Origin of the sequence: Chryseobacterium sp. VD8, from assembly GCF_037149975.1 — a bacterium.
Lineage (GTDB): Bacteria > Bacteroidota > Bacteroidia > Flavobacteriales > Weeksellaceae > Chryseobacterium > Chryseobacterium indicum.
On sequence record NZ_JBBCQL010000066.1, the window covers coordinates 1 to 20,381 of the forward strand.

Sequence of the window (20,381 nt, forward strand, 5' to 3'; positions counted from 1 at the left end):
TTTAGGAATTTCCTTCAGCCAGGCTCAGCAGTCAAAAACTAAAAAATTAAACACAATGGAACAATCAGATCATTACACTTTTCGGCTGCATGAAAATGTACTTCGCAAAAAAGTAAGCTTCAAAAACCGTTACGGAATTACTCTTGTGGGAGATCTCTATACTCCAAAAAATGCGGGCAACAAAAAACTTCCTGCATTGGTGGTGAGCGGACCTTTCGGAGCTGTGAAAGAACAGTCGTCAGGATTATATGCAAATGAACTGGCTTCCCGAGGTTTTATCACCTTAGCTTTTGATAATTCTTTCACAGGAGAAAGCGGAGGTGAAGTCCGTAATGTCGCTTCGCCTGATATTTTTACGGAAGATTTTTCGGCGGGAGTAGATTATTTAGGATTATTGCCGAATGTAGACCGTGAAAAAATTGGGGTTATGGCAATCTGCGGATTAAGCGGAATGGCATTAACTGCCGCGACAAGCGACAGCCGGATAAAAGCTGTAGCAACGGCTTCTATGTACGATATGTCCCGAAGCATTTCAAAGGGATATGCCGATTCTTATACTGATGAACAGCGTCACAAAATTATCGATTATCTGAGTGAGCAACGCTGGACAGACGCGAAAAACGGAAAATATGATGTGGCTTTGAATGAAATCCCGTTTGATGATAAAGGAAACTTAATCATTATAAAAAGCGGATTGCCGGATCAGCTTCCTCCCGATTCCAATCCTGTTTTAGCGGCATTTTACGATTATTATAAAACGCCGAGAGGATTTCATCCCAGATCTGTTAATTCTACAACAGCTTGGACGGCTACAACGCCGGTTGCGTTCTTCAATTTTCCCATGGCAGCCAATATAAAAATGATTTCACCGCGTCCGATCTTGTTGATTGCTGGAGAAAAAGCGCATTCCCGTTACTATTCTGAAGATGTCTATATATCAGCTTCCGAACCAAAGGAATTGTATATTGTTCCCAACGCTAATCATGTTGATTTGTACGATAAAATGGATAAAATTCCATTTGATAAAATTGAGGCTTTTTTCAAAATGAATTTGAAATAGAACTAAAAGTCTGTCTAAAAAATACTAAGGGAATCCGCCTCAGAACTGAGGCGGATTCATCTGTTTAGAAATCATTTTCGGAAGTCCGGCGTTCCGTAGGAACGCTATCTTGTTATAATTTTTTCCAGAAGAAAATTTATGATGGTATTTTTATTTTCCCCCACTGAAATAGATTTTAAATAAAAGATGTTCCGGGATTTCCGCGTCAGCAGATATGAATTCAATTATAATGAATCCTTCTGATGATGGGTTGGTGTTAATTTATATTTCAAAGTATATCTAAGTAGCATCATTGAGTATAGATGAGTATATTTCTTTAAGGGTTCCTTTGTGCATTTTCTTTTTATTTGCAAAAAAATGCAATGAAAAAAATAATGTTTTACTTCCGATTTCTCATAAACGGACTTACAGGAATAGCTCCCGATAATATTTTGGATAATTTTTTTACGATAACCGGCTTCAGCAAGGCTGTATTGTCTATAAATACATCTCTACTGAATAAGAAATATCCTCTTTAAAAAATCGTGGTCCATCGAAATGAAAATAGTATCAAATTTTAAAGACATCCATATAGGCTCATATGTTAAAATGAGAGTGGATGAATTGGATATAGATTTAGTACGGATATGCAATTTTCTGAAATGCTCAGAAGCTGAGGTTGCAGAGATGTATAGAAAACAAAGCATAGAATGCAATATACTTTTAAAATGGAGCAAATTACTGAATTACGATTTTTTCAGATTGTATTCCCAGCACATTATATTGTATGCTCCACCTGTTAAAGCATCCGATTCCACAAAGATATCGTCTCTTCCGAAATTCAGGAAAAACATATACACTAAGAATCTTATAGAATACATTTTGGAACTTATGAGATCCGGAGAGAAAAGTGCAGATTCTATTATGCGGGAATACGGAATACCCAAGACAACATTATACAAATGGAAAGCTAAGCATGATGAGAACAATTCCTGATTATAAGAAAATTTATCATGACATTATTTTAAAAATATGTCCTGAAAGGGAACCGGAGTTTAAATATTTTTTAGATAAAGAGACTCTGTTATCCTGGGATATAGTGAAACTTGATAATTTAATTTTTAATAAGAAAGATCAGGACTCTGTAGTATTTAATCAGAGACACCGATCATATGATGATGAGACGATTCTGTATATCATAAAATATCAGAAAGAGCATAAGATGAATAATTCTCATACTTCAAAGTATTTTAGAATCAGCAGAAACACTTTAACGAAATGGAAAAAAATATATAAAATTTAATTATATCAGAAAAAAGATAGGTACTGTTTAGAATATTTAAATCATTCATTTCTAAGTTAAATTTTTTATTAGGTACAATCATCCGTCTCACAAACATTTGTGAAACGGATTTTTTATGAACAAAACGATAATTTGTATTGATAAACCAGGAAGTAATATCAATTCTGAGTTCATAAGTATATGTACGCAATTCCGGTCTGATTTTGTCACTCACCGGATATCATTCCGTATTTGGTATTCGAATTCTTTAGGGAAACTTCTCTATATTGGTTTTTACAAATTCATAAAGACGTTCTTCAAGGAGCGGTTTCAGGAGGATAAACTTCTCTTCTGCTGCAATAAATTCTTTATTGTTGTGCAGCTCATTGGTGGCTTTTACGTAATTATTATGGTCTTTTGAAGTTTCGTATTTTTCGTAAAAAGAATTGCCAATGGATCTGGCTTTTTCCAGAACATCTGCAAGTTGAGGCAGATTCAGCTTTGTTCTCATTTGTTCCGTTACAATGTCGAGATGATGAAATAAAGCACTCTCAAAATCTTCCCAGTTTTCAAAATAGAGCCATTCCATTACAGTTGCAAAGCTGTATAATTCATGAGGAATGTCTTTTATTTCGTCGTGATCGTTTAGGGAACTTCTTTTCAAATCATATTTTTTTACAATTGCTGAAAAGATTTTATCCAAAGCTTCCTCCTTATCATGATCTTTCTTTTGAATAAGTTCCGTTGCGGTAAAATATTTAGTTTCAATTATTTTGATGGTCTGCTTAATATCAAAATTATTTTCCCGAAGATGATGAAAAGCAATTTCAGATGGTATTCCGGTCTTATTCACAATGATCGAAATACGTTCTTCTGTAAAATATTTTTCAGCTTTATCTGTATTTCCTTCGGCTTTTTCTAACAAAATCAAACCCTGTCTTGCTCCGATCGGGATTCGCTGCTGTAATATTTCAAGCTTGTCTTTATACATTTTATTCATGCGGAAAGGATTTTAGGATCAATCAGCCAACCAGAGTGCTGTCGGTAATTTCCCAGTTGTTTATCTCTAAGATTACCTGTGTAGAACCAAACCTAAGTCTTCCAATCGCTATTTTCCAGGATACAGGATCACTGAAACTCTCCGGAAGATCAATCTCATGAATGTTTACAGGCATTTTATAATTTACCAGACCTTTAATATCTTCTGCATGAAAATCTTCAAGATCAGCTCTTGCAAAATCCTTGTATTTTTCTAAATGAACATTGAGCAATTCTAACAGAAAATCAATATGTTCCTCTTTTAATTTTGTGAGTTTAATTTTGTTTTCATTTCCGCCGTGTGTTCTTAATTCTTTATTGATGGGGGCTAAAAGTTTTTTTAATTCGTCTCTTTTCGTACTGCTCATGTATTTTTGTTTTAACGGTTAATTTAGAATCTGTAATTTAAGATTAAAATTTTTATCAGTTTTAAAAGAATAAACGATTTTGATTTTTAAAGTGCTTTAGTATTTAAAATGAGATAAATAAGAGTTCTAATATTTTTGTAAGTTTGCGAAAACAATGGAGACTACAAATGAATTTTGAAGATTTTATCATATCCCCAAGAAATTTCAGGACAGAAAACTGGCAGATCGGGGCAGGAATCACGAAGGAAATAAAAGAAGACAGTATCGTACTTCTTTTTGTTTCAGATTACAGAGGCGCAAATGGGGATGCAGAAGTTCAGGATTTTACAGGGATCAGGAATGAATTCTATAAACTCTCACAGCTCGATTTTGAAATTCCGATAGTAGATCTTGGAGACCTTGTTTCCGGAAAATCTGTTCAGGATTCTCATTATATTCTGCAGGAAGTATTGTCGGCGTGTCATTACAAAAGAGCCATTCCGGTCATTGTAGGCGGTTCGAATGATTTCGCTTTTTCGCTTTTTTCGGCGCTTAATTTCCATACCAAAAGCATCAATTATACCCAGATCAGCAATATTATTTCCCTGAAACAGGGTGAAATGATTAACGAACATACCTTTTTAAGCAAGATTTTCGGAGCCAAAACTTTTTCTATTAAAAATTACCATCATTTAGGCTATCAGAAACATCTGAATGAAGCAGATTCGGTAAGATTAATCAAAGAAGTTGAATTTGATATCATCCGCCTTGCCGAAATGATGAATTCTACCGAAAAAACAGAACCTTTCTTCAGAAAAGCGGATCTGGTCACGGTAAACTGTGATGCTATCGAAAGTTTCAGCGAGCCATTCTCCATGAATCCGCAGGTAAACGGACTGAACCGGAGAGAAGTCTGCGCATATATGAAGGAAATCGGCCTAAGTGAAAATTTAAAGTCTGTCGGAATTTTCAATTATAATATTTACTCCGAAAACCAGCTGAATCAACAGCTTCTCGCACAAATGATCTGGTATCTGATCGAAGGAATCAATATTCAGAGATCACACCCGAAAGAAAGACATTATGAAGTGTTTTATGTTTTGGTAGACGACAGACAATATGCCTTCAAACGGGATACTTTCAGTAATCTCTGGTATTTCGGAGACGATGAAAATATAGAAAACTGCGTTCCCTGTTCCCGAAAAGATTTTGATGATGCCAAAAAAGGCTGGCTGAATGCACGACTGACGAAAATATAATGTATGAAAAATGTTCCCTCAAAAATTTCTGTTATTGTTCCCGTCTATAATGTCGAAAATTATCTCGCAAAATGCCTGGATTCATTAGTCCGTCAAACCTATCAGAATATTGAAATTCTTGTCGTAAATGACGGAAGCAAAGATCATTCTGAACACATTATTCAGGAGTATGCACAGAAATATCCCGAAAAAGTTAAGCCTTTTATAAAAGAAAACGGCGGTTTAAGTGATGCGCGGAATTTCGGCATCGATCATGCAACAGGAGATTATCTCGGATTTGTAGACAGTGATGATTATGTTGCGCCTTCCATGTTTGAAGAAATGGTGCATCTTGCTGAAAAGCATCAGTCGAAGATGGTAATCTGCAATATTCAGAAAGTAGATGAAAACGGAAAAGTAACGCAAAAACTTACACAGATTCCCAATATGCCGGAAAAAATTGATCTCAGAAATAATTTTTCCGTTTTTTCCGATCTCAGCTACTTTGCATGCAACAAATTGTTTAAAAAAGAACTTTTTAGGTACAAAAGATTTAAAAAAGGGGCGCATTTTGAGGATATTCAGTTAATACCCCAGCTCTTGCTGGAATGTGACACCATTTCGCAAACACAGAATTTCCATTATCAGTACCTTGAACGTACCGATTCTATTACCAAAACCCATACGGAAAAAGGACTGGATATTCTGAAAGCGGTAATAGATGTAGAAGAGGTTTTTGAAAAGTCCGGATATTCCGGCAGAAAGAAAGAACTTAAAAATTTTCAGATTTTTGAAGGAGTGTATTCTTTTCTGGCTTATCTTGCTTTTGTAAAAGACGAAAGAACTTTTTATGACATGTCGGCAAAATTAGAGATATTTATCAAAGATAGAGAACTGAAATTGAAAGATATATTGAATTATAGTCGTTTTGATAAGAATTATCTGCTATCTTTGCCACTGAAAAAAAAGATATACTATCTGTTGTTTTTTGCAGGGCAGAAAAAACTGATAAGAAAATTAGTGTAAACACAAATGTAAGTACTGTGTTACTTAGCTCATAAGCCAGACACAAGGTTTTTAGTCGTTAAGCCTTCAAAGTACTTGAATAGAAAAAAAATGAAGAATTTTGAATTGTTCTTAAACCAGTCAGGGATTCCTATTTTTTATGTAAAAGTAGGCTTTGGTTTTTTATTTTCTTTTTTAATCACCTATTTTTCCGTTCCCACGATCATTAAAATTTCCCGCAGGAAAAATTTAATGGACGAACCTGGGATAAGAAGTTCCCATCTCCGAAAAATCCCTAATCTTGGCGGGATCGCGATTTTCTATTCTATCGGAATCTGTGCTTCTATTTTCGCATACGAACTGTTTGATCTCTATAAATTTCTATTCGCTTCCCTCGTTATTTTGCTTTACATTGGAGTAATGGATGATATCGTTGTAATGAGAGCCTACAAAAAACTGGTAGCACAGATTGTGGTATCTGCATTTATAGTTATTGGCTCAGATATAAGAATCAGAAGCCTTTTCGGAATTTTCGGAATCTATGAAATGGAGTATGTTATAAGTGTTATTTTCAGTATTTTGACTTTTATAATCCTTATCAATGCATTCAATCTCATAGATGGAATTGATGGGCTTGCCGGAGGGTATTCTGTTATCTGCAGTGCGCTTTTCGGGATCAGTTATTACAGATTGGGAGAGTATAATTATCCTCTGGTTGTTTTATCTACAATTATAATAGGAGCTGTTCTGGCGTTTTTGTATTATAATTTATCCAACTACAGAACCAATAAAATATTTATGGGAGATACAGGCTCCATGCTTCTGGGATTCCTTCTTGCTTTTACTTCCATTTGTTTTATAGACATTTTTATAGACAAAAAACTTCCCGGAATTCCAAGATATCACCTCCAGTCTGCACCTGTGGTAGCGGTAGCAATATTAATTTTGCCCATTGTAGACACTCTTAATGTTATTATGGTAAGATTAATTAACAAAAAATCTCCCTTTGATGCAGACAAGAATCATATCCACCATAAACTGTTAAAACTTAACCTTACACACAGAAGATCAAGCTTTTATATTGTTGTATATTATCTCTTTATTGTAACGGTAGCCTATTATCTCCGACATATAAATGTAAATCTTTTATTATTGATTGTACTTTTTATGGGTTTTTTGGGAGCTTATATTCCGGATTTTATTTATCTTTTGAAGAAGAATAATAAAAAGACTATCAATTAAATCTTTACTTTTGCAAACAACTTGAAAAATATGATGAAGAATTGTAAGCATTTATTACTTTTAGCCCTGCCACTTTTAATCACCACATCTTGTATTACTACAAAAGATGTAAGATATATGCAGCCCAGCGAAAGCCTTGTAATTAATGAGGAAGGTTTAATCCCCTATAATATTCCTGTCTACAGAATTACAAAGAACGATATTTTGAACCTGAACATTGTGACTACGCCTAAAGGTGACGCCGCACAGTTCTATTCTTCCCTGAATACTTCAGGATCTGGAGCCGCAACCAATTCCATTGCTAATGGAGGAGGTGCTTCTTCGGGAGGTACAGGTGGTGGAAATAGTACTTTTTACTTTAACGGATTGAAGGTTGATAACAACGGAGATATTAATGTTTTCGGAATAGGGTTTATCAAAGCGGAAGGAAGGACCATTGCGGAAGTGAGCAGTGAAATTCAGGATAAGGTTAACGAAAACTTTCAGGAAGGCAAATCTGAAGTACGCTTAAATACCAACGGAATTACATTTTACGTCTTGGGAGATGTTGAAACAACAGGCGTTACCGGTGAGAAAGTTGTTCACAAAAATACACTTACTATTACAGAAGCAATTGCAATGAGTGGTGGATTAAACAGAACTGTTGACCGAAAAAATATTGTCATTCACCGGAAATTACCTGAAGGAATTAAAAAAGCAATTATTGATCTCACCCGTGAAGATGTAATGAATTCTCCATATTTTTACGTTCAGAACGGAGACGAAATTTACCTGAATACAAGAGCAAAAAGTCTGAACGGATTAGGAAAAGATCCTATCCAGACTTTAACAACAGGAGTTTCTGTGATTACAACAGCCTTATCTATCTACCTACTTTTAAAAAACCTTTAATACTATGATTCCGGGAAAAGAAACAAAGGTAGAGAAAGCAGATTCTCACAAAGAAAAGCACGGCAGTTTTGCCTTATTTGATGTTGAGCACTTTTTACGCAGAATACTGAGAAATTGGTATTGGTTTGTTTTAATGCTTTTTATCGGGTATGGAATTTCGTGGATGTACAGTAAATACTACGCTCAGAACATTTATGCATCGACCTTGTCTTTAAGTATTTCCAATAATACTTCAAGTTATTTCACGCCCAGCCAGTCTATTAATTTTATATGGGGACAGGGAGGAAATCAGGATGGGGTATATCTGAAAAAAATGCTTTTATCCAGAACCCACAATGAGTTTCTGATAAAGGAGCTGGATCTTTTTGTAAATTACTCCACAAAAGGACTTATTAAATCAACTTATCTGGATAAAGATGATTCTCCCGTTTTTTTACAGGTAGACAGAAAGCATGGGCAACAGGTAAATTATCCTATTACATTAATTCCCAAAGGAGGAGATTCTTACGAAGTCGTATTACCTGAAGAAGGACAGTCTCAGAATTTGTATAGTTTTGAATCTGAAAGTTATACAACCATTGATCCTTATGGAAGACCTGCGAATAAAATTATTCGGGTAGGAGAGTGGTATACTTCTCCTAATTTGAGATTCAGGCTGTTAAAAAATCCTGTGAATCCAAAAATTAAATTAACCAATATAATTGTAAATTTAAATACGGTTAATCAGACGGTTAATGATATTGTTTCCACAATCGGAGTGGAGTTTGATAAGGAGATTAATACCATCATGATTATCACCAAGAAAGGCTACAACCTTAACAGTACGGTGAATTTCCTTAATATGTCCGTAAAACAGCTTCAGAAGAAAAGACAGGCTGATAAAGTTTTGGTGGATCAGAATACCAATGTATATTTAAAGCAAAATCTCGATAATATCAGAAAAAAGTTAGATTCCAGTGCCAATGTTCTTAATTACATGAAGACAACTGAAAAGCTTTATGATATTAAAGACAGAGATGAAAAATCATTAATAGAAATTAAAGATCTTGAAGCCAAAAAAGCTGATATTGAAAGCAAAATAAGCTCCCTGAATCAGATTAAAAACAGTCTGGAAACCCAGAATTTCGAAAAAATGATCAGCACTAATGCTGCAGGTTTCCAGGACGGACTCTTTAGTGCTTCTGTAGCAGAACTGAAGGCTTTATATCTTAAGAGAAGAGAAATGGCTTTAATTTACAAGCCAAATTCTGAGCCGATGAAAGAGATCAACAGATTGATTGATGAGGCCAGAATCAGTTCAAATGGTGCTTTACGAAATTATTATACTGCTTATTACACAGAAATTAATAAAATTAACCAAAAGGTCGGAAATGCAAATTCCGAATTGGCAACATATCCTGAAAAGCAGAGAAAATACCTAGATGCAGAAAGAGGATATAATATGATTGAGGCTACCTACAACAGCTTGCTTACGAGACAGAACGATACAGAGCTGAGAATGGCGGGAAACCAGTCGGATATCAGTGTAATAGACCCTGCAAAAAATGTAAGCCAGCCACCAATTGGTCCGAATGTAAAAGCTACAAAAGCCGCAATTATAGGAGGGCTTCTTGCTTTGCCACTACTGTTTATTTTTATTGGAGAAATATTAGATAGTAAAATTCGGAATATTAAAGAATTGCTTAATGCAACTAAAATTCCGCTTCTTGGAGTTATCGGAAATAACAATCATGAAAATATGCTTACCGTTCTGGATCAGCCAAAGTCTTCTGTTTCGGAAGCGTTCAGAGGGGTTAGAGCAAATGTAAGATTCTTATCCGGAGAAAATGATGGCAGCAAAGTAATTCTGGTTACTTCTTCAATTGGGGGGGAAGGTAAAACCTATGTTTCGATTAATTTAGCTTCCGTTTTGGGATTAAGCGACAAAAAGACCATTCTTTTGGGGATGGATTTAAGAAAGCCTAAGATATTTGGTGATTTTAAAATTGATAATAAATATGGTATCTCAAATTACCTTACAGGTGAAGTGGGAATAGATCAGATTATCAATAAAACAAGAATTCCAAATTTGGATGTGGCAACTTCCGGTCCTATTCCTCCGAATCCGTCTGAGTTGCTGATGAGTGAAAAAAACATCAAATTTATCGAAGACCTTAAAAAAATATATGATTTCATCATCATCGATTCTCCCCCGGTAGGTCTGGTCGCGGATTCTTATGAGCTGATGAAATACTCGGATGCTAATATTTATGTAGTCCGCCATGAATACACAGAGAAGTATATGCTGAAAATGATTACAGAGAAATACCATACCGGAGAAATCGGACATTTAGGTCTTGTTTATAATGATTATAATACAAAACAGGGCTATGGCTATGGTTACGGCTACGGTTATGGCTACGGATATGGTTACGGTTATGGCTATTTTGATGAAGATAAAAATTACAGAGAACCAATGCTGATAAGAATTAGAAATAAAGTTCAGTCAATATTCAATAAAAAATAATACATTTAAGCCCTCATCTAATGGGGGTTTATTATATCGTGATAATTTTGATTCTATTAAAAAAAGAATAATTTTGCTACTTTATCGTTTACTTTATAACAAATTATGTTTTTTTGTTTATTTTTAACTAAACATTAAGATTATCATTAATATAAAAAAGTTTTATATTTGCAAAAATTAAATTTTAAAATAACCATAAATCCATATTCTTTTATGAATAGAAAATTATTGTTTAGCTTCCTTGCCGCTCTAGGAACTGTGGTAAGTGTTAAAGCACAAAGAAACGAACTTGGAGTTCGTCTAGGTATGAGTAACCTAGTTGGGGATATAGGGAGAACGAATTATATTTTACAAAAGCCATTGGATTTAAGTAAAGTTTCAGATTGGGGTGTTCCTTTTTATGGTGGAATTTTATATAGATTTAATTTTAATCCTCACCAGACTGTAAGATTGGATCTTGGATATAATCAGATCCAGTTTAATGACAAGGTGGCGAAAGAAGAATATAGAAAAAACAGAAACTCATTCGGAAAAAACAATGTATATGAAGCAAGTTTGGTCTTCGAATACAATTTCTTTCCGGTAAACAACGAGCAGAAAAGTATGGTGAGCCCATATATTTTTGGTGGGGTAGGAGCATTAATGTTCGACGCTCCCAAAGCTACGATGATTAATGATTTCAGAAGAGATGCAGATGGGGTGGCTCAGGCTCCTATTAATGAACTGGATTTTACAACAACTCCGGTGTATTCTACAGGAACCAAAACTACAATGCATATTCCTTTTGGGGTAGGTTTAAAATATAAATTTAATTATAACTGGGCGCTTTTTGCAGAAGCTACATTCAGATATACGCTTACAGATCAGCTGGATTACAGCAAAATCCAAAGCAAAGATGTGGTTGCTACATATAACGGAGATATTCTCAGCCCCGTTACAGGCGGATCTCTTCTACAGACAGATGCTTATTATGTAGTATCTAAAGAAAGAGAAGCTGCGATTATAGGAGAAAGAAACGTAGGAGATTTTAAGTCTAAAGACTGGATGAATACCATTAGTTTAGGACTTACCTATTCGTTCGGAAGACCTCCATGTTATTGTGATTAATATGTCGTTGATAAAAGATAAAATAGATCCTGAGAATTTACCACAGCATGTGGCTATCATCATGGATGGTAACGGAAGATGGGCAAAATCTCGCGGCGAAGAAAGAACTTTCGGCCACAGAAATGCCATAAATGCTGTTAGGAATGCCATAAATGCGTGTAATGAAATACACATTCCGTATTTAACTCTTTATACCTTTTCTTCGGAAAACTGGAACCGTCCGGCAGAGGAAGTAAATACTTTAATGAATTTACTTGTAGAAACCTTATTGCTTGAAGCGGAAGAAATTTTCAGCAAAGGATTAAGAATGCACGTTATTGGAAATCTCGAAAAACTTCCCTCACTGGTAAAAGATCAGCTTTTACGCGTGGTGGAACTTACAAAAGAAAACACAAAAGGCAATTTGGTATTAGCAATCAGTTATGGTTCGCAGCATGAAATACTAAACGCCGTTAAAAGCATTAGCGAAGACGTAAAGGAAGGAAAGGTAGACATTGAAGATATTGATGAAAAATTATTCGAAAGTCACCTTTACACAAAAGATTTTCCGCCGGTGGATCTTTTAATAAGAACCAGCGGAGAAATCAGAATCAGTAATTTTCTCCTTTGGCAGATTGCTTATGCAGAGCTGCAGTTTTTAAACGTTCTGTGGCCGGACTTTACAAAAGATATTTTCTTTCAGTGTATTGTGGATTATCAAAACAAAGAAAGAAGATTCGGAATGACCGGAGAACAGATAAAAATTCAGTAAAATTTAAGAAAAGAAAGACTACGATAAAATGAAGTTTAGACTATTACCCATCATTATGTTTGTTGCTTCTGCACATTTTTATGGACAGGTAACTCCACAGGACAGCACACAGGTGAGCAATTCTGTACACGCAGAAAACCAAGCAGGGACGTACACCTTAAAAGACATCGTTGTAGATGGGGTTAAAAAATATACGCCGGCTCAGATCCTGAGATTTACAGGTTTGGTGAAAGGAGAATCGGTAGATATTCCGGGGCAAAAAATCAGCAATGCGGTAAAAAAACTTTGGGACACCCAATCTTTTTCTGAAGTAGAGGTTTATGTACAAAGTATTGAAGGCGAAACCGTTATTCTGAAGTTTTATCTGCAGGATCTTAAAGATCTTGGAGAAGTAAAATTTACAGGTAAAGGAATCGGAAAATCCAAAAATGAAAAAATGGCTAAAGATAATAATCTGAAGCCGGGAACAAAAATTACACAGAACTTGGTGTCAAGCCTTAAAACAAACGTTCCGAAAGATTTCATTAAAAAAGGATATGCCGATGCTAAAATTTCGATCCAGGAAAAAGTAAATGCAGGAGATCCTAATTTAGTAGACTGGACGATTAATGTAGATAAAGGCAAAAGAATCAAAATCGATCATATCGAATTCGAGGGAAATCAATATGTATCCGACAGAAAACTTAGAAAAAAAGCCTTTAAAGAAACAAAACAAAAAAGATTCGGAATTGGAGGAATCCTGAAATCTTCAAAATTCATTGAAGACAAATATCAGGAAGACAAACAAAACCTGATCAATTATTATAACTCTTTAGGGTACAGAGATGCTGCCATTGTTTCAGACTCAGTTTGGAGAAACAAGAGAAACAATTACGAGATCAATGTAAAACTTAAAGAAGGTAAACAGTATTACATCGGGGATATTACATTTACCGGAAATACCGTTTATTCTACAGACTATTTACAAAGACTTTTAGGATATAAAAAAGGAGAAATTTACGATGCGGTAGGTTTCAATAAAAAAGTAGGTGAAGACGGAGGTAAAGAAGACGATTCTGATCTCAAATCTCTTTATATGAATAGTGGATATCTTTTTTCTAATGTAACACCAGTAGAAAAATCGGTAGATGGAGATAAAATCAACCTTGAAATTCGTATTAATGAAGGAGAAAGAGCAACATGGAATAAAGTGACTTGGCAGGGTAATACAACTACTCATGATCATGTTATTTTACGTGCTCTTAGGACAAAGCCTGGTGAGCTCTTTAAAAAATCTGATATTAAAAGGACTTATTTCGATTTGGCAGGGATGTCATTCTTTGATCCTCAACAGGTTGGACAGGATATCCAGCCAAATCAGCAGGACAATACGGTAGATATCAACTGGAAGTTAGTAGAGAAAGGTTCTTCACAGGTTCAGTTACAGGCAGGTTACGGAGGTAACAGCTTTATCGGAACTTTAGGTTTAACGTTCAATAACTTCTCGTTAAAGAATTTCCTTAAATTCAAAGATTTTAAGCCGGTTCCTCAAGGTGACGGACAGACGTTATCTCTTCAGGCACAGGCTGGACAATATTTCCAGAATTACGGAGTTTCATTTACAGAACCTTGGTTGTTCGGAACAAGACCGACCGCACTTTCTGTAAGTTTAAATAACTCACGAGTAAAATATTCTGATGTTTACGGAAACGCACAGAAACTTAACATCTTCTCCGCTTCCGTTGGTTTAAACAGGTTGTTGAAATGGCCGGATGATTATTTCTCATTGTATACAGGTCTTCAGTACCAGAAGTACGATTTTAAGAACTATCCGTTCCAGTTTGGTGATGCCACAGAATATTATGGTTCTGCCAACAACTTAAGCATCAACTTAGGATTAAGCAGAAACTCGGCAGGTATCGACCCTATTTTCCCGACTGTGGGTTCCAACATAGACTTATCGGTGAAATTTACGCTGCCATATTCAGCATTCAACAATAAAGATTACTCTACTTTAAGTCCTACGGAAAAATACAAGTGGATGGAATTCTATAAAGTGAAGTTCAAAGCAGATGTTTACAATGAAATTATTGGAAAACTGGTTTTGAGATCTTCTGCTGAAATGGGATTCATGGATGGATATAACTCTAAATTGGGAGCTCCGCCGTTTGAAAGATTCTATGTAGGGGGTACCGGTTTATTCGGAGGTAGATATGACGGTAGAGAATTAATTCCGTTAAGAGGTTATGAAAATGCTTCTACTTACGGAGGAACTTCTCAGGACATTACTCCGACTGGGGGAGGTACTATTTATAACAGATTTACGTTAGAATTAAGATACCCTATTTCATTGAACCAGACAGCAAAAATTTATGCATTAACGTTCGCGGAAGGAGGTAACGTGTGGAATTCTTGGGGAAATTATAATCCTTTCCAGTTGAAAAGATCAGTGGGTGTTGGTGTGAGAGTTTATATGGGAGCATTTGGTTTAATTGGATTTGATTTCGCTTACGGATTCGACAAAACAATTTCAGGAACTGAGCCTTCTGGATGGAAGACGCATTTCTTGATGAACCAATCATTATAATCCACCTTATGAAAAATCTTAGAATTGTTTTATCATTTGTTTTATTCTTGCTTTTCGGTCTAAGCAACGCACAGAAAGTGGGTGTTGTGGATACGGAATACATTCTGAATAAAATGCCTCAATATAAAGAAGCTGAAGCAAGACTGAATGCACAAATTGATACATGGCAGTCCGAACTTCAGAACCTTCAGTCCGAATACGAAAGAAAAAGATCTGCTTTTGAAAGTGAAAAAGTTCTTTTGATCGGAGATCAGCTTAAACTGAGAGAAAAAGAAGTAATGGATCTGGAAAAAAATATCAAAACAACAACCAGTTTACGTTTTGGCGCTACCGGAGAAATTAAGAAACTGAGAACGAATCTGGTTCAGCCTTTTCAGGATCAGATTTGGGAAGCTATCAAAACAATGTCTGAAAAGAACGGTTTGGCGATAGTTTTAGATAAAACAAGCAATAATGTTATTTTTCTTCAAAAAAGATCCGATTATTCGGATAAAGTTTTAGCAATCTTATTAAAAGATGCTGAACCAAAAGAAAAAGGCAAAACAAAAAAATAAAAGTTTAACTTTTATTACATTTACAAATCTAAAAACAAATTAAATTATTTATTTACCAGTTATGAAAAAATTAAGTGTATTATTTGCAGCGGTAATGATGGTTGTATCGGTAGGTATGGCAAAAGCTCAAAAAATTGCAACTTTAGATGTTATAGGAATTCTTAACGCAATGCCTGAAAAGAAAAAAGCAGATGCTGATCTTAAAACTTTCTTAGATACTAAACAGGCTGAAATTAAGAAAAAAGCAGATGCAGGACAGGCTAAACTAAAGCAGTACTCTGAAGAAGCTCCAAAGAAAACAGCTGAAGAAAACAAAGCCAGAGAAGCAGAATTGGCAAAAATGCAGGAAGAAATCCAGCAGATGAACGATAAAGCTCAGAAAGATTTCGTTTCTAAACAGGATCTTGCCTACGAACCAATCGAGAAAAAACTGAATGAAGCAGTTTCTAAAGTAGCAAAAGCTAACGGTTATGATTATATTATGGATGCAAATTCTTCTGCATTCGTATTCAAAGGAGGACCGGATGCTACAGCTGCAGTGAAAAAAGAGCTTGGAATTCAATAGTATAGACTATAAGTCATTAAAAGAGAGGCGGAAGTGAAAAAATGTTTCATTAATAAGTTACTAATGAGATAATCTCAAAAAATATCAAAAAGCAGTTTCTTAAGAGACTGCTTTTTGATATTTTTTGACTATTAAATTTCCAGCCGTACACAAAATTTTCTTGCTTATTCAGTTTGTGTTGTTTAATGAAAAAGGAGTTCGTACCTTGTTAAAAAGCAAAATATAACAAAACGAACTCCTATGAGCCAAAGCCCGTACAAAAGTATTCTAAAATTTCTATCTAAGCATCATGAAGTAAAAAAAACGCTCAATTTCATAAGCGTCTTTTGATTTTATCGATGATGATTACCTCATGTATCTTACAAAAATCCAGTCATTTACAATCATTAATAATGGGTTTTTCAGAAGCAACGAACAAGGAAAGCAAGATCAAAAAAGTAAAACGTTTTTTGGATAGTAAATGGAATGGTTATCACGATTATTATCTTCCTTTTATAGAAGTATTTTTGAAAAATCTTATTTCTCAAAAAGAACTGGTTTTCATTATCGATGTTACCCAAAGCGCAGGAAACTGTATTACGTTGATGCTTTCCGCCCTTTGGAGAGGCTATCAATTCCGGTAATTTGGCTGGTTAAAGAAGGGGAAAAAGGATATTTTTCAGAAGAAAAGCATATGAAACTGTTAGAGGCGGTTAAAGAAATTATTCCTGAAAACGCCCGAAATATTCTTTTGGGAGATGGAGAATTTGATGGCAAAAAATTACGGGAAAAATTAGAGAAAACAGGTTTTGAATATGTGTTGAGAACAAGCAAAGATAAACTGATAAAGAATGAATGCAATGAGATATATCATTTTGAAAATCAAATCAATGGCTTTGAAAACGGACAGTATTGGTTTGAAAATGCAAGTGAAAATTCTCATGCGGTCTACTGGAAATCAAAACAATATCAAGATCCAATTTACCTTTTAACCAATTTAGATCTTGCATGTTTGGCGTGTGCATACTATAAAAAACGCTTTAAAACAGAGCTTTTGTTTAAGCAGTTAAAATCAGCAGGATTTAATCTGCAACGTTCAAAGCTTCAGGGAGAAAAGCGTTGTACAAACCTGATGATGATTCTTACCTTTGCCTTTGTACTATGCTTTGGCTTGGGTATTCTTTTGAAAAATAAAAAGAAATTGATCATCAATAAATTTTACCGATTTGATAGGATTCAAACTATAAAACCTCTTACTTTGGCACAAAAATGTTTAAACTCATGCGTGGATTTAACCCTACATTTTTTTCAAATAGCAACAAAAAATTTTTATGTACGGTTAGAAAACTATTAAATATAAAAATTAAATATTTTATTTCTCCTCTAAAAAACAAATTGCTGAGTTTGAATAATAGGGAAATTTGTTATTTAGATATTTTTTAATTAAAAAGCTGTCTTATTTTTGAGACAGCTATTTAGAATTTAATTAATTTGATGTGCAGTAACCTGCTTGGTCACAATAGTAGAAGCCTGCTTTATGATAACAACAAGCATAATTAGGATTACACCAAGTTGTTCCACATTTTACTAATTCATCTCCTCCTCCTGGTGCTATTTTAGCTCCTGATACATTTTTTAACTGATTTCTAGTTAATTTTTTTAAATTCTTCATTGTAATAATTTTTGTTCGTTGATAAAATTACATTAAAAAAAAAAATTAGCAACTAAAATTCTAAAAATTAACAAACATTTATAAAATAACATCTCACTTCGAGGTGGTTTTTTTATTTTTGCGGAATGGAAAAAGAAGTATCAACCACGGTAAAGGTCAGATTCAGCGACTGCGATCCTATTGGTCATTTAAACAACGTGAAATATCTGGACTATATGTTCAATGCCAGAGAAGATCATGTGGAAACATTTTATGGTTTCACCTATGAAGAATACACCAAAATGACGGGATGCACGTGGATTGCAATTCAGAATGAAATAGCCTATTTAAAGGAAGTACGATATAATACATCGGTTGTTATCAGCAGCAAGACCATTGAAGTGGCGGACAGAACAGCAAAAGTAGAAATCCTGATGAAAAGTTTAGATGAGAAAACAATTCATGCAGTATTATGGGTTACGGTAATCTACTTCAATCTTAAAACCAGAAAATCGGAAGTACATCCCGAAGAAATTAAAGAAACATTCAATAAGTTTTATGTAGATTTGGAACAGAAAGACTTCCAGCCGAGAGTTAAATATTTAAGATCACAAAACGCGAGAAACTCATGATAAAAAAAATTTTAGTAGTAGGAGGAAACGGGCAGCTAGGAAACTGCATCAGAAAAATAGCTCCGGATTTTGAACTGGATTATGAATTCATTTTTACAGATTCGCAGACTTTAGACATCACCAACGAAGATCAGATTAATACTGTTTTTACAGAAAATAAACCAGATTACTGTATCAATGCTTCAGCTTATACAGCGGTAGATATTGCAGAAACTGAAAAAGAAAAGGCTTTTGCTGTAAATGCAGAAGGGGTAGCTTCCCTTGCGCAGGCGTGTAAAGATGCTAAAACGATTTTCATCCATGTTTCTACAGATTATGTCTTTGATGGAGAAACTAATTTAAGTTATTCCGAAGACGATTTCACAAGTCCGATCGGAGTTTACGGAGAGTCTAAATTGAAAGGGGAAGAGCTTGCATTGGAAATTAATCCGAAAACAATCATTCTAAGAACTTCATGGCTGTATTCCGAGTTCAATAAAAACTTTGTGAAAACAATGCTCAATCTTTTTTCTCAGAAAGACGAGTTGGGAATTGTAGCAGATCAGTTCGGGCAGCCTACCAATGCAAATGATCTGGCAGAAGCCATCATGGACATTATCGAAGCAAAAGAAAAAATATACGGTGTTTTCCACTTTTCAAATTATCCGGAAACTACATGGTTTGAGTTTGCAAAAAAAATAGCTGAATTTTCTAAATCTTCAGTTAAATTAAATGCACTAACCACCGAGCAATATCCTACACCGGCAAAAAGACCCAAAAGAAGTACAATGTGTCTGGATAAAATTGAAGAAACGTATAAAATAGAACCTAAATATTGGGAAAACAGTCTTGAAGAATGCATTACTGTTCTTACAAAATAACCTATAATAAAGAATGAAAAATTTCATTATAATCATTTTAGCCTTTTTTATCCAACTTTGCAGCGCACAAAATGTATATCTTACAAAAGTTGTAAAAACGAAAGATAATACCGACAAATTTCTATATACAATTAATGAAAAAACAAAAGATGCTGAATATTTGGGCGAAATTGAAGTTCAGGGGTTCTGGAAGTATGATGATGAAGTCTTTTCATTAGTCTATAAAAAGGCAAAAGAAATCGGAGCTAATGCATTTTCATGGAAACCTTTTGAAAATATTGATGGCACTCCTCAGAATTTTAATCCTTCCAATTACAGATTAAATCTTTATTTTCTTCCGAAAGAACAATTTAAAGATCAGACGGGATATATGTATATCTTTGCTTCTTCTGAAAAAGATCAGAAAATAGCCATCAATAAGACAGATTATATTATTCCTCCCAGATCATTTTTAAAATTGAAAATGATCCCTGATGAAGTCTACACAATCTCAACAAAAAAATTATTAGGCTCAACCATTAAAATCCAGCCTAAAGAAAATACTTCCAATCAGTATTTCCAGATTTCGTCGGCAAAAATAAAATCGGACGAAAGTGGAGTAGGAGGGCTTAATCTGAAAAGCGGAGACATCATTGGTCTCGAAAAATCCTACGGAGAATTTTTAAGCACTATATATAATAAAGAAAAGCAGAGCAATTAAACTCTGCTTTTTTGATTTTTCAATAAACCTTTCCTCTCCAACACCTGCATCTCAAACCATCCATTTTCCCATTCAATCCGGTACAATTTCCCTCCAGAACGCAATATTTCCGTCTTTTTTCCATGATTTCACTGCCTGTTCAGCGGTTTTTCAAAATCAAAAATATCAAATCGTTTAATGTGGAAAACTATGGATGTCCCTATAAAGATAAATAAACCAGCATTTTAGAGCCTGAAGTTACCCACAATCGTGTATATGGCTTAAATATTATGTTAAATATATTTGGAAGCGGAGGGTTAAGGTCTCTATCTTTGCCCCACTGAAAAACGATAGAGCATCAGTAAGCGCAGAAGAGCTTTTTAGCTAAGCAATATTACTTAATGAATCCTGAGGGAAGACGGTAAAAGTCTTTTTAAAGCTACAGATTA

20 protein-coding genes are annotated in these 20,381 nt (G+C 34.7%); 17 read left to right on the plus strand and 3 right to left on the minus strand.

Annotated features, from left to right (window positions below; translation table 11 throughout):
- The 3 genes from WFK35_RS09575 to WFK35_RS09585 all read left to right on the plus strand — a co-directional run.
- The coding region (locus tag WFK35_RS09575) for an alpha/beta hydrolase (protein WP_442892026.1) at positions 1-1,060 on the plus strand (1,060 nt) is incomplete at its 5' end.
- A gap of 537 nt (positions 1,061-1,597) precedes the next feature.
- On the plus strand, positions 1,598-2,035 hold the full coding sequence (locus tag WFK35_RS09580; protein ID WP_336732480.1) for a helix-turn-helix domain-containing protein: 438 nt from the start codon (positions 1,598-1,600) through the stop codon (positions 2,033-2,035).
- Positions 2,016-2,342 carry a helix-turn-helix domain-containing protein gene (locus tag WFK35_RS09585; RefSeq protein WP_336690501.1) on the plus strand — a complete coding sequence of 109 codons (327 nt, stop codon included), beginning with the start codon at positions 2,016-2,018 and terminating at the stop codon, positions 2,340-2,342. The genes WFK35_RS09580 and WFK35_RS09585 overlap by 20 nt, the downstream gene beginning before the upstream one ends.
- A 247-nt stretch (positions 2,343-2,589) precedes the next feature.
- Here the strand turns inward: WFK35_RS09585 and WFK35_RS09590 are convergent, their stop codons facing one another.
- Both WFK35_RS09590 and WFK35_RS09595 read right to left on the minus strand, forming a co-directional pair.
- Positions 2,590-3,321: a hypothetical protein gene (locus WFK35_RS09590; RefSeq protein WP_336732481.1), complete on the minus strand. Its 732-nt coding sequence runs from the start codon at positions 3,319-3,321 to the stop codon at positions 2,590-2,592.
- A 22-nt stretch (positions 3,322-3,343) separates the two neighbouring features.
- Complete coding sequence (locus WFK35_RS09595) at positions 3,344-3,727, minus strand: hypothetical protein (RefSeq protein WP_214587490.1); 384 nt, start codon at positions 3,725-3,727, stop codon at positions 3,344-3,346.
- 167 nt (positions 3,728-3,894) lie between these two features.
- Between WFK35_RS09595 and WFK35_RS09600 the strand changes: the two genes are divergently transcribed.
- The 11 genes from WFK35_RS09600 (at position 3,895) to WFK35_RS09650 (ending at position 17,464) form a co-directional block, all read left to right on the plus strand.
- Positions 3,895-4,965 carry a formimidoylglutamase gene (locus tag WFK35_RS09600; protein WP_336690499.1) on the plus strand — a complete coding sequence of 357 codons (1,071 nt, stop codon included), beginning with the start codon at positions 3,895-3,897 and terminating at the stop codon, positions 4,963-4,965.
- A gap of 3 nt (positions 4,966-4,968) precedes the next feature.
- Entirely contained in the window at positions 4,969-5,970 is a 1,002-nt protein-coding gene (locus WFK35_RS09605) for a glycosyltransferase family 2 protein (RefSeq protein WP_336732482.1), read from the plus strand.
- A gap of 90 nt (positions 5,971-6,060) precedes the next feature.
- Positions 6,061-7,191, plus strand: coding sequence for a glycosyltransferase family 4 protein (locus WFK35_RS09610; RefSeq protein ID WP_336732483.1), 1,131 nt, complete (start codon positions 6,061-6,063; stop codon positions 7,189-7,191).
- Positions 7,192-7,224: 33 nt separating this feature from the next.
- Positions 7,225-8,082, plus strand: a complete 858-nt coding sequence (locus WFK35_RS09615) for a polysaccharide biosynthesis/export family protein (RefSeq protein ID WP_336732493.1) — start codon at positions 7,225-7,227, stop codon at positions 8,080-8,082.
- A 4-nt stretch (positions 8,083-8,086) separates the two neighbouring features.
- Positions 8,087-10,588: an exopolysaccharide transport family protein gene (locus tag WFK35_RS09620; RefSeq protein ID WP_336732484.1), complete on the plus strand. Its 2,502-nt coding sequence runs from the start codon at positions 8,087-8,089 to the stop codon at positions 10,586-10,588.
- A gap of 213 nt (positions 10,589-10,801) precedes the next feature.
- Entirely contained in the window at positions 10,802-11,695 is an 894-nt protein-coding gene (porG, locus tag WFK35_RS09625) for a type IX secretion system protein PorG (RefSeq protein WP_214587485.1), read from the plus strand.
- A gap of 1 nt (position 11,696) precedes the next feature.
- The gene (locus WFK35_RS09630) at positions 11,697-12,446 is read left to right on the plus strand and encodes an isoprenyl transferase (protein ID WP_214587484.1); all 750 of its coding nucleotides are present in this window, start codon (positions 11,697-11,699) and stop codon (positions 12,444-12,446) included.
- A 28-nt stretch (positions 12,447-12,474) separates the two neighbouring features.
- A complete protein-coding gene (gene bamA / locus WFK35_RS09635; protein WP_336732485.1) occupies positions 12,475-15,012 on the plus strand; it encodes an outer membrane protein assembly factor BamA in 2,538 nt (845 codons plus the stop codon).
- Between the two features lie 8 nt (positions 15,013-15,020).
- Positions 15,021-15,566: an OmpH family outer membrane protein gene (locus WFK35_RS09640; RefSeq protein WP_336732486.1), complete on the plus strand. Its 546-nt coding sequence runs from the start codon at positions 15,021-15,023 to the stop codon at positions 15,564-15,566.
- Positions 15,567-15,627: 61 nt separating this feature from the next.
- Positions 15,628-16,131, plus strand: coding sequence for an OmpH family outer membrane protein (locus WFK35_RS09645; RefSeq protein WP_336732487.1), 504 nt, complete (start codon positions 15,628-15,630; stop codon positions 16,129-16,131).
- A 460-nt stretch (positions 16,132-16,591) separates the two neighbouring features.
- On the plus strand, positions 16,592-17,464 hold the full coding sequence (locus tag WFK35_RS09650; RefSeq protein ID WP_336732488.1) for a transposase: 873 nt from the start codon (positions 16,592-16,594) through the stop codon (positions 17,462-17,464).
- Positions 17,465-17,596: 132 nt separating this feature from the next.
- Here WFK35_RS09650 and WFK35_RS09655 read toward each other — a convergent pair whose 3' ends face one another.
- On the minus strand, positions 17,597-17,782 hold the full coding sequence (locus tag WFK35_RS09655; protein ID WP_336732489.1) for a bacteriocin-like protein: 186 nt from the start codon (positions 17,780-17,782) through the stop codon (positions 17,597-17,599).
- A gap of 125 nt (positions 17,783-17,907) precedes the next feature.
- Between WFK35_RS09655 and WFK35_RS09660 the strand changes: the two genes are divergently transcribed.
- Genes WFK35_RS09660 through WFK35_RS09670 form a run of 3 tightly spaced genes read left to right on the plus strand, consistent with a single transcriptional unit; the run spans position 17,908 to position 19,953 of the window.
- Positions 17,908-18,393 (plus strand): acyl-CoA thioesterase, encoded by a 486-nt coding sequence (locus WFK35_RS09660; RefSeq protein ID WP_336732490.1) that lies wholly within the window; start codon positions 17,908-17,910, stop codon positions 18,391-18,393.
- Positions 18,393-19,253, plus strand: coding sequence for a dTDP-4-dehydrorhamnose reductase (gene rfbD, locus WFK35_RS09665; RefSeq protein WP_336732494.1), 861 nt, complete (start codon positions 18,393-18,395; stop codon positions 19,251-19,253). The genes WFK35_RS09660 and rfbD overlap by 1 nt, the downstream gene beginning before the upstream one ends.
- Positions 19,254-19,266: 13 nt before the next feature.
- The gene (locus WFK35_RS09670; RefSeq protein WP_336732491.1) at positions 19,267-19,953 is read left to right on the plus strand and encodes a hypothetical protein; all 687 of its coding nucleotides are present in this window, start codon (positions 19,267-19,269) and stop codon (positions 19,951-19,953) included.
- Positions 19,954-20,381 lie beyond the last annotated feature (428 nt).